The 10,750-nt window shown below is 56.3% G+C and carries 9 protein-coding genes and 1 pseudogene; 8 read left to right on the top strand and 2 right to left on the bottom strand.

Going from position 1 to position 10,750, the window contains the following annotated elements; translation table 11 throughout:
• Positions 1 to 263, top strand: a pseudogene (locus IBX59_RS14055) (hypothetical protein); the annotation flags it as partial.
• On the opposite strand, the gene IBX59_RS14050 reads toward IBX59_RS14055, so the two are convergent.
• Together IBX59_RS14050 and IBX59_RS14045 are read right to left on the bottom strand one after the other, a co-directional pair.
• Entirely contained in the window at positions 229 to 1,089 is an 861-nt protein-coding gene (locus tag IBX59_RS14050) for an SDR family oxidoreductase (protein ID WP_296376655.1), read from the bottom strand. The pseudogene IBX59_RS14055 and the gene IBX59_RS14050 overlap by 35 nt on opposite strands.
• Before the next feature lie 116 nt (positions 1,090 to 1,205).
• Positions 1,206 to 1,949 carry a class II aldolase and adducin N-terminal domain-containing protein gene (locus IBX59_RS14045; protein WP_296376654.1) on the bottom strand — a complete coding sequence of 248 codons (744 nt, stop codon included), beginning with the start codon at positions 1,947 to 1,949 and terminating at the stop codon, positions 1,206 to 1,208.
• Positions 1,950 to 2,029: 80 nt separating this feature from the next.
• Here IBX59_RS14045 and araD point away from each other — a divergent pair, with 80 nt between their 5' ends.
• From araD to phoU, 7 genes are all read left to right on the top strand, one after another.
• Positions 2,030 to 3,784 carry an L-arabinonate dehydratase gene (gene araD, locus IBX59_RS14040; protein ID WP_296376652.1) on the top strand — a complete coding sequence of 585 codons (1,755 nt, stop codon included), beginning with the start codon at positions 2,030 to 2,032 and terminating at the stop codon, positions 3,782 to 3,784.
• On the top strand, positions 3,784 to 4,695 hold the full coding sequence (locus IBX59_RS14035; RefSeq protein ID WP_296376650.1) for a Gfo/Idh/MocA family oxidoreductase: 912 nt from the start codon (positions 3,784 to 3,786) through the stop codon (positions 4,693 to 4,695). The genes araD and IBX59_RS14035 overlap by 1 nt, the downstream gene beginning before the upstream one ends.
• 224 nt (positions 4,696 to 4,919) lie before the next feature.
• On the top strand, positions 4,920 to 5,957 hold the full coding sequence (locus IBX59_RS14030; RefSeq protein ID WP_296376648.1) for a substrate-binding domain-containing protein: 1,038 nt from the start codon (positions 4,920 to 4,922) through the stop codon (positions 5,955 to 5,957).
• 68 nt (positions 5,958 to 6,025) lie between these two features.
• Positions 6,026 to 7,402, top strand: a complete 1,377-nt coding sequence (gene pstC / locus IBX59_RS14025; RefSeq protein WP_296376646.1) for a phosphate ABC transporter permease subunit PstC — start codon at positions 6,026 to 6,028, stop codon at positions 7,400 to 7,402.
• 10 nt (positions 7,403 to 7,412) lie between these two features.
• Positions 7,413 to 8,714, top strand: a complete 1,302-nt coding sequence (gene pstA / locus IBX59_RS14020; RefSeq protein ID WP_296376644.1) for a phosphate ABC transporter permease PstA — start codon at positions 7,413 to 7,415, stop codon at positions 8,712 to 8,714.
• A 23-nt stretch (positions 8,715 to 8,737) separates the two neighbouring features.
• The gene (gene pstB / locus IBX59_RS14015; RefSeq protein ID WP_296376641.1) at positions 8,738 to 9,535 is read left to right on the top strand and encodes a phosphate ABC transporter ATP-binding protein PstB; all 798 of its coding nucleotides are present in this window, start codon (positions 8,738 to 8,740) and stop codon (positions 9,533 to 9,535) included.
• Positions 9,536 to 9,546: 11 nt separating this feature from the next.
• On the top strand, positions 9,547 to 10,263 hold the full coding sequence (gene phoU, locus IBX59_RS14010) for a phosphate signaling complex protein PhoU (protein ID WP_296376640.1): 717 nt from the start codon (positions 9,547 to 9,549) through the stop codon (positions 10,261 to 10,263).
• The last annotated feature ends 487 nt before the right edge of the window (positions 10,264 to 10,750 follow it).

Raw genomic sequence — 10,750 nt, 5'->3', positions numbered from 1 at the left:
GACTGGGTGCGCCATTGGCGTGGCTGATCGGCGTGATTTGTGCCTATGTGGCCTGGGCCGAACTGCTGGTCGGGCCAATGAACGCAACGCCGGTGGGGGCGGTGACATCGGGCCTGCCTTATCGGTTTCTGAACAATCTGGATTGGGCCGATCGCGCGGTGTTTTACGCATCCAACCTTGTGACGGGGATTATTTTATTGTTCCTGTTTGCAGGAATCGCTTGGGCCGTCAGGCGCCGATTTCCTGTGCCAGCAAGGATTTAAGCCCGCTGCGATAGTCGGGGTAAAGCAGATCAACGCCCAGTTCGTCCTTGATGCGGTCGTTACGCACTTTTTTGCTTTCGGCATAGAAACTGCGCGCCATCGGCGACATTTCAGTGGTTTCGAAATCCTCCGCAGGGGGGGGCGGCAAGCCCAGCAGTTCGGCGGCATAGGCGATGACATCTTGTGGCGGGGCCGGATCATCGTCGCAGACGTTATAGACCGCACCGGGGTTGGGCCGCGCTATGGATGCCGCCAGCACGCGCGCGATGTCGGCCACATGGGTCCGGCTGAATACTTGACCTTGCTTGATGATCCGCTTGGCGGTGCCCTGCCGGACCTTGGCAAAGGGGCCGCGCCCGGGGCCATAGATGCCCGCCAGCCGGAAGATATGCAGCGGCAGGTTGGGGATGGCGGCCCATGCGGTCTCGGCCGTGACACGTGCGTGCCCGCGTCTGGTTGACGGGGTCAGCGGTGTGGATTCATCCACCCAACCGCCTGCGTGATCGCCATAGACACCTGTGGTGGACAGATAGCCCACCCATTCAAATTGCCCCGCGCGTGCGGCGATTTCATCGTGCAATGCTGCCAGCACCGGATCGCCGTCATCATCGGGGGCGGCTGAAACCAACAGATGCGTGGCCGTGTCCAGCGCCGGAATGATGTTGGCACCGGGCCAGATGCGCGGCTCGATTCCTTCGTTCATCAGGCGGCCGGCCTTGTCGTTTGACCTTGTGGTGCCGATGATGCGCCAGTCTTGTGGTAGCAAGATGCGGGACAGGGCGCTGGCGCTATAGCCGTGGCCGAAGGAAAGAAGTGTGTGTGTCATGGTCTAGAGGTGGCGCAGTTACTGGCGGACTGCAAGTTGTTGATGCTGGCGTGTGATCAAATTTCTAGAAATTTGATGCTTCCTACGCAGGTATTGTTGAACAAAAGAAGGTGGGGTCAGGCTGCATAATCTGACGCTTCGCTATCCAGAATGGCCTTGAGTTCGGCCAGATGCCGCGCATCCTGTTCGGGGTAACTTTCCAGTTCCTGCGCGGTTTTTTCGGCAATCTCGTCGGGCAGCACGCGCAGCGCCTGGCCGGTTTGCAGGGCGCGAATGTATGTTTCAGCGGCGCGTTCGAAATAATACATCCGGTTGAACGTGTCTGCGACGGTATCGCCGATGACCAGCACACCGTGGTTGCTCATGATCATCACGCGTTTTTTCGGGTCGGTGAACAGGGCTGCGCAGCGCGCGCCTTCGTCTTCGAACGCCAGCCCGCCATAGCTGTCATCAATCACATAACGGTTGAAAAAGGTGCAGCAGTTCTGGTCAATCGGCGGCAGGCGGCTGTCGGCCAGCGATGCCAGCACGGTGGCAAAGATCGAATGCACGTGCATCGCGCAGCGGGCGTGCGGCACATGCCGGTGGATGCCGCCATGCAGCCCCCATGCGGTCGGGTCGGGAGCGTTCGGCCCTTGCAGCGTGTCGGGGTCGTTTGCATCGACCACGATCAGATCGCTGGCCTTGATCCGGCTGAAATGCATCTGGTTGGGGTTCATCAGAAACCGCGTGCCGTCGTCATTGATCGCAAGGCTGAAATGGTTGGCGACGGATTCGTGCATTTTTAACCGTGCGGTCCAGCGAAAGGCGGCGGCCAGATCGACCCGTTCAGTCCAGTGGCTGAGATTGACGTGCTGCATGGTGTCCCCTCGTATTCGGTTTGCCTGTTTGATACAGACCTGAAATGATAGCGCCAACATTATAAAAAGGGAAATGACCGATGACCTTCAAACCAGCAAAGTGGCCCCGTAGATTGCGTTCACAAGAATGGTTCGGGGGCACGTCAAAGGATGCCATCTATCACCGGTCATGGATGAAAAACCAGGGACTGCCGGCTGATTTGCTGGATGGCCGCCCGGTGATCGGCATCTGCAATACATGGTCGGAACTGACCCCCTGCAACGCGCATCTGCGCGATCTGGCAGAGCGGGTGAAATTTGGCGTTTACGAAGCGGGTGGTTTTCCGGTGGAATTTCCGGTGTTCAGCCCATCAGAAAGCACCTTGCGCCCCACGGCGATGATGTATCGCAACCTGTGCGCCATGGATGTGGAAGAGGCGATCCGCGGCAAATGCATCGACGGTGTTGTGCTGTTGGCGGGCTGTGACAAGACAACACCGGCGCTGTTGATGGGGGCTGCTTCTGTCGATCTGCCGGCGATCATGGTGTCGGGCGGGCCGATGCTGAATGGGCATTTCAAGGGCGAACGGATCGGGTCCGGCACGCATTTGTGGAAATTCTCCGAAGCGGTGCGCGCTGGTGAAATGACAGCCGAAGAATTCGTCGAGGCAGAGGCGTCGATGTCGCGTTCTGCGGGGTCGTGCAACACGATGGGCACCGCCAGCACGATGGCATCCATGGCCGAGGCGCTGGGCATGGCGCTGTCGGGCAACGCTGCGATTCCGGCCGTGGACAGCCGCCGTCGGGTGATGGCGCATGTGACCGGCCGACGGATTGTGGATATGGTCAAGGACGATCTGAAACCGTCCGATATCATGACCAAAGACGCGTTCGAAAACGCGATCCGCACCAATGGCGCGATTGGTGGATCGACCAATGCGGTGGTGCATCTTCTGGCCATGGCGGGCCGCGTGGGCATTGACCTGACGCTGGACGATTGGGACCGTTGCGGGCGCGACGTGCCGACCATCGTCAACCTGATGCCATCGGGCAAATACCTGATGGAGGAATTTTTCTATGCTGGTGGCCTGCCCGTCGTGATCAAGCGGTTGGGCGAGGCGGGGATGCTGCACAAGGATGCGCTGACCGTATCGGGCAAGGGTATCTGGGACGAAGTCAAGGATGTCCAGAACTGGAATGAGGATGTGATCCTTCCGGTGGAAAAGGCGCTGACGCAATCGGGTGGTGTGGCGGTTCTGCGCGGCAATCTGGCGCCCAATGGGGCTGTGCTGAAACCGTCGGCGGCGACGCCTGATTTGATGACGCATCGGGGCCGGGCGGTGGTGTTCGAGGATATCGACGACTATAAGGCGCGGATCAACGATGACGATCTGGATATTGATGAAACCTGTGTCATGGTCCTGAAAAACTGCGGCCCACGGGGGTATCCCGGTATGGCCGAGGTCGGCAATATGGGGCTACCGCCCAAGTTGTTGAAAAAGGGCATCAGCGACATGGTGCGAATTTCCGATGCGCGGATGTCCGGCACTGCATTTGGCACCGTGGTGCTGCATACCGCCCCAGAGGCGGCGGTGGGTGGCCCCCTGGCCGTGGTGCGCGATGGTGACATGATCGAGCTGGATGTCGCGGCGCGCCGCTTGCACCTTGATATCACTGATGCGGAACTGGCTGCGCGGCTGGCGGAATGGTCAGCGGAAAAATCAGGCGCCAACCCGCGCCCGGCCAGCGGGTATGCGCAGTTGTATCATGACCGCGTGACCGGGGCCGACACGGGGGCTGATTTTGATTTCCTGATCGGCTGCCGGGGCAATGCCGTCGGAAAAGAGGCGCATTGATGACAACGCCAATTTGCCTTGTGGGGATCGGTAAAATCGCCGTGGATCAGCATGTGCCGGCCATCAATGCCAGTGCAGACTGGACCCTTGCCGCAACAGTCAGCCGGTCAGGCACCGTGGACGGCGTGCCTGCGTTTGATAATTTCGATCACATGCTCGCAGAGCGACCGGATATTTCGGTTGTTTCGCTTTGCCTGCCGCCGGTGCCGCGCTTTGATTATGCGGCCAAGGCGATTGCTGCGGGGCGGCATGTTATGCTGGAAAAACCCCCCGGTGCGACACTGGCCGAGGTGCAGATCCTGCAAGCGATGGCGCAGGACGCAGGGGTCACGTTGTTTGCCACATGGCATAGCCGCATGGCGAAGGGCGTGGCCCCGGCCAAGGCATGGCTGGCAGGGAAAACGATCACGGGCGGGCAGATCACTTGGAAAGAAGACGTGCGGCGTTGGCACCCGGGTCAGGACTGGGTGTTTGAACCCGGCGGCATGGGGGTGTTCGATCCGGGCAGCAATGCGCTTTCGATCATGACGGAAATCTTGCCAGTGCCGGTATTCCTGCAAAAAGCCACTTTGGAATTTCCGGCCAATCGCGACACGCCGATTGCGGCGCAAATGCAGTGGTCGCACAATGTCAAAGGCGATTTCGACTGGCGGCAGGAAGGGCCGCAAAGCTGGGATATCACGATCGCGACCACGGCCGGCACTTTGACGCTGCACGATGGCGGCGCGCGGCTGCTGATTGATGGGGTCGAACAGCATGCAGGCCCCGACCGGGAATACCCCGCACTTTATGACAGAATGGTGGACCTGATCCGAACCGGGGCCTGTGATGTGGATCTTGCGCCAATGGTTCATGTGGCCGATGCGTTGACGTTGGGTAAACGTGTCACAGTGGCGCCATTCGCATTCTGACCTGAAAAAAGGTGACTGCGCGTGTTCTAAAACCCTTTTTGTGGCGTAAGGCGGCGCCGCGAAAAATGTTTCTGAAAAAATGCTTGGTGATGGAATAAATGTCGAACTGGATCGTTTATTGTCACAGATCTGTTACAAAACTTTTGCAAAAGCATCACAGATTCGGGTTAGCGCGTTGCATGGGGAGAGGTGTCTCTGCCCGCTTATGACAATCAGGAGTGACAATGTCTTTCACAAAGCTTTCTACGTCAGCACTCGCAATATTGGCCGTTTCGGCGACTGCGGTCGCTGCGCGTGATGAAATCCGTATCGTCGGGTCATCGACGGTGTTCCCATACACACAGGCGGTTGCCGAACAGTTTTCCAACAATACCGGCGCACCGTCGCCGATCGTTGAAAGTACTGGCACTGGCGGCGGCATGCAGATTTTTTGCGGTGGCATTGGCGAACAACACCCAGATATCACAAGCGCATCCCGTGCGATGAAGGCATCCGAATTCGCACTTTGTGTTGAAAACGGCGTGACTGAAATCACCGAAGCGTTGATCGGGTTTGATGGCCTGTCCATGGCAGTTTCACGTAATAACGATTTTGACTGGGATATCTCGCTTGGCGAAATGTATCTTGCCCTTGCCGCGACAGTGCCTGTCAACGGTGAATGGGTGGCAAACCCCTATTCCAAATGGTCCGAAATCGATTCGCGTATGCCTGCAACTGACATCGTTGTGATCGGCCCCCCACCCACATCCGGCACACGTGATGCATGGGTTGAACTGGCTATGCATGAAGGATGCAAACAGCTGGATTATGTCAAGGATGGCGGTTTTGATGGTGCGTGGATCAATGAAAACTGTTCACGGATGCGCACCGATGGGCCGTTTGTCGAAGCAGGTGAAAACGACAACCTGATCGTGCAGCGTTTGCAGTCTGACCCGAATGCGCTTGGCATCTTTGGGTATTCGTTTGTCTTTGAAAACCTGGACACGCTGACCGGTGTGAAATTTGCAGGTATCGAACCCAGCTTCGATACAGTCGCTGACGGGTCATATCCTGTGTCGCGTCCGCTGTATTTCTACATCAAGGCTGCGCATCGCGGCGTGATCCCGAACCTGGAAGAGTTCATCGAAGAATATATGTCCGAAGACGCGCTGGCCCCCGGTGGATATCTGTCAGAGCGTGGGCTGGTGCCGCTGGTTGATGAGCGTCGCGCCGCACTGCAAGATGCCGTCATTCGTGGCATTTCCTTTGCGCCAGAGGAATAAAACCTTTTTGTGACAAAGCCCGGGCCGCCGTGGCGGCCCGGGCAATACATTTTGCGAAAGCTGCACCCATGACTGCCATTCCGTTCATTCTGCTGATCCTTGCCGTGCTTGGGGGCTACTTTATCAATCGCATGGCCGCGCGGGAAATACGCGATACTGGTAACAGGCTGCATTCCCTGACCTCGTATCATGGGATGTTTTCAGCGCTTATGATCCTTGTGCCGGTGCTGACCTTCATCTTGTTGTGGTTGGTGTTTCGGGGGCCCCTTGTTGACCGGCTTGTGATGGGCAATTTGCCTGATGGCGTGCTGGATAATCTGGGAACCGGTGCCATTCAGTTGATCTTGGCCGAGATCAAATCAGTCTCGCGCGGTGTTATTTTTGGAACGCCCGAAGATTGGAAATTTGCAGCAGCAGACCATTTTGTTGCGCTGAACAAACGTGCGGATTGGCTTTTGGTGGTTTGTGCTGGCGCGTTGTCACTGGCCCTGATGTATTTTGCCAGATCTCGTGTCACCGCTGAATTCCGGGCGCGTCAGGGTGTTGAGGGAATTATTTCCGGCTTGATGATCTTTTGTTCGGTCGTTGCCATTTTTACGACGATTGGGATCGTCGCCTCGCTTTCCTATGAAACCTACCGGTTTTTCGAAATGGTGCCGATCACAGAATTTCTGTTTGGCACAAGTTGGGAACCGCAAATCCCGATCCGCGAAGACCAGATTGCCGCTGAGGGGGCATTTGGGTGGTTGCCGGTGATCCTTGGGACTTTTGTGATTACCTTCGTTGCCATCGTGCTTGCCGTGCCGGTTGGATTGTGTTCGGCTGTTTACCTGAACGAATTCGCCCCCCGTAAATTGCGGTCGGTGATCAAACCTTTGCTGGAAATTCTGGCGGGTGTGCCGACGATTGTTTACGGCTTTTTTGCTGTGCTGGTGGTCGCGCCGGCAATTCGCAGTTTTGGCCAATCCATCGGTTTGGATGTTGCCCCCAACACCGCACTTGCTGCGGGTGGGGTGATGGGGATCATGCTGATCCCGTTCATTTCATCCTTTGCTGACGATGCGTTGTCAGCGGTGCCGCAAACTTTGCGCGATGGTGCGCTGGGCCTTGGGGCGACACGCGCTGAAATGATGCTGAACGTGCTGTTTCCTGCTGCATTGCCCGGGATCGTGGGTGGTGTTCTGTTGGCTGTCAGCCGCGCGATCGGCGAGACGATGATCGTTGTGATGGCGGCAGGCCTGATTGCGCGGATGACGATCAATCCGCTGGATAGCGTGACCACGGTGACTGTGCAGATTGTCACGCTACTGATCGGCGACACCGCGTTTGACAACCCCAAGACATTGGCAGCATTCGCCCTGGGCATGATGCTTTTCCTTGTCACTTTGATGATCAACATTTTCGCGCTGCGCATCGTGCGCAAATATCGCGAAGCATACGATTAAGGCGGCCACGATGACCGATACGACCAATGCTGCGGGCGCACCGCGAGGACAATCTGCGGCTGATCTGGTCGCTGCATCGCTCAAGCGACGGCACCGAAAACAAGTCTGGCTTCAGGCGATTGGCATTGGCGCCATTTCAATTGCGTTTACGATGTTGTTTATCCTTGTGATGTCGCTTGTTTCGACAGGCTGGCAGGCTTTTACCCAGACGCATGTCACGTTGGATGTCTATGTCGACCCCGCGGAAGTGCCGGTAGAGCGGTTGCCGCGCGGCGGCTTTGCCGATGTCGCCGGAGCGTCGCTGGGCGCGATGCTGCCCGATGTCGATATGACCGACAGGGCAACGGCGCGATCTGTTCGGAACATTTTGTCGAACGGCGCACAATTCCATCTGCGCGATCTGGTTGTGGCCGACCCGGGGTTGATCGGTCGGACAGTCACGATCAAAGTGCCGGTTTCGGACCCTTTTGACCAGTTGAACAAGGGCCTGATTGATCGGGACACGCCTAATGAATTCCGTCGCGTCAAGAATAATGAGATTGCCTGGTTTGACGCCTTGCAGGATCAGGGCGCAATTTCCAAGCCCTTCAACTGGGCGCTGTTCACCAACGCAGATTCACGCTTTCCCGAACTGGCAGGTTTGAAAGGTGCGCTTGTCGGGTCGTTCTGGGCGCTGTTGGTCTGTTTCCTGATCGCTTTTCCGTTGGGAATTGGCGCGGCCATCTATCTTGAGGAATTCGCCCCCAAGAACAAGATCAGTGACCTGATCGAGGTGAATATCAACAACCTTGCCGCAGTGCCTTCGGTGGTGTTCGGCCTTCTTGCGCTGGCGGTATTTATCGGCTGGTTCGGCTTGCCGCGGTCTGCGCCGTTTGTTGGCGGTCTGGCGCTGGCGCTGATGACGATGCCGACCATCATCATCGCAACACGCGCGGCCCTCAAGGCGGTCCCCCCGTCGATCCGCGAGGCTGCGCTGGGGCTGGGTGCATCGCGCCAGCAGGTCGTGTTTCAACATGTGCTGCCCTTGGCGATGCCGGGTATCCTGACGGGCACAATCATTGGTCTTGCCCAGGCCTTGGGCGAAACTGCACCTCTTTTGCTGATCGGGATGAACGCCTTTATCACATCGGCCGCTTCAAGCCCGTTTGACAGCGCAACGGCCCTTCCGACCCAGATCTTCATTTGGGCCGACAGCCCAGAGCGCGGCTTTGTATCGCGCACATCTGCGGCGATCCTTGTCTTGCTGGGTTTCCTTGTGATGATGAACGGCATTGCGATCTATCTGCGGCAAAAGTTTGAACGCAAATGGTAAGCGTCCCAGAAAAGGACTTTTAGATGAACGACATGAGAAAGATTGAACGGGACGTGCATATGACTGATCTGAAAATCAAAGCCAGGGGCGTCAACGTTCACTATGGTGAAACCCATGCGATCAAAGACGTGGATGTGGATATTGTCGACAAGACCGTGACAGCCTTTATTGGTCCGTCAGGTTGCGGCAAATCAACATTCTTGCGTTGCCTGAACCGGATGAACGATACGATCAGCATTTGCAGGGTCACAGGGCAAATCGAAATTGACGGCAGGGACATCAACGACCGGGCCGTCGATCCCGTACAGTTGCGTGCCCAGGTTGGTATGGTATTTCAAAAGCCAAACCCGTTTCCCAAGTCGATCTACGACAATATCGCCTATGGCCCGCGAATTCACGGGCTGACAAAGTCCAAGGCTGAATTGGACGAGATTGTCGAAAAATCCCTGCGTCGCGGTGCCATCTGGGACGAGGTGAAGGACCGGCTGAACGATTCCGGGACCAGCCTGTCTGGCGGGCAACAACAGCGTTTGTGCATCGCACGCGCCATCGCCACCCAGCCCGAAGTTTTGTTGATGGATGAACCTTGTTCTGCGCTTGACCCAATCGCAACCGCACAGGTTGAGGAATTAATCGACGAACTGCGGCGGGATTATTCAGTCGTGATCGTCACACACTCGATGCAGCAGGCTGCGCGCGTCAGTCAGAAAACCGCGTTTTTCCACCTTGGGCACCTTGTTGAATTCAACAACACCGGGGAGATTTTTACAAATCCGCAGGATAGCCGGACCGAAAGCTACATCACTGGCCGGATCGGATAGGACACTTGGTTATGAATGAAAAGCATATTGTATCTTCTTTCGACCGCGACCTCGAAGGCATACAAGCTGCCGTCATGAAGATGGGCGGACTTGTCGAAATCGCGCTGACCGGTGCGGCGACAGCATTGAAAACACGCGATATCGAACTTGCGGAAAAAATCCGCAGTGGTGATCGCGTGATCGACACCATGGACCAGACCATCAAGATAGACGCTGCCAAGCTCATTGCGCTGCGCGGGCCAACCGCGGGTGATTTGCGCACCGTGCTATCGGTCATGGAGATCAGCTCGCATCTTGAACGCTGTGGCGATTATGCAAAAAACATCGCGAAGCGAACAATCGCGATGTCCGGGAACGGCGAAATCAACGAAACATTGTCCGGTCTGCACAGGATGGCCCGATTTGTAGAAGCGATGATCAAGGATGCCCTTGATGCCTATGTCCAAAGGGATGTGGTGAAAGCCGCAGAAATCATTGAGCGCGATGCTGAGGCCGATCAGATCTACAACACGCTGTTCCGGTCGTTGCTGACACATATGATGGAAGACCACCGTAACATCGCCGTCGGAATGCATTTGCATTTCATTGCAAAGAACATCGAACGTGTGGGCGATCACGTGACGGGCATTGCTGAACAGACGATCTATATGGTCACTGGCGAAATGCCCGGCGATGATCGCCCAAAGGAAGATCAGACATCGCTTAGTCTTGAGCCTAGCGACGAATAACGCAGCTTCCATCACGACCTGATCGGCATAGATGACCGGCCATGTCCAAGGCCCATCGTTAAGGCGCCCGGAATATTCCGGGCGCCTTTCGTTTTTGAACGGCACAATCTTGCTGCGCGTGACAGGCACTTTACACTGTGCGCAGCGATAAGCTGATCGGAAAGTATGCGTGGCGATTCTGGAAGAGGATCGCCCCGACGGGGCTGTCGTAAGGAATCACAGTAAGACAGATCAATGATTCAGAAATTGTTTTAATTCAAAGTATTAGGTGGTGCACTCCATCTGGCACTACATTGACAGATATGGGGATTAAATGCCTGATATGGCCGTTTTTCTGCCTGCCATTTATATTTTTCTGACATAATTATTATTTATAATACAATGAGTTAGGCTTATTTTTTACCTCAAAACGGTCATTTGCTACCTTGCAGGCGAAAAAAGGGGTTGCGGGTGTTTGTTACTGGGCTTAGAACCCCCTTCACCGGCG

The organism is Yoonia sp. (assembly GCF_014859355.1).
In the GTDB taxonomy this organism is placed as follows: domain Bacteria; phylum Pseudomonadota; class Alphaproteobacteria; order Rhodobacterales; family Rhodobacteraceae; genus Yoonia.
The sequence above is the reverse complement of the archived record's forward strand: the minus strand, read 5'-3'. Positions and strand labels throughout refer to the sequence as shown.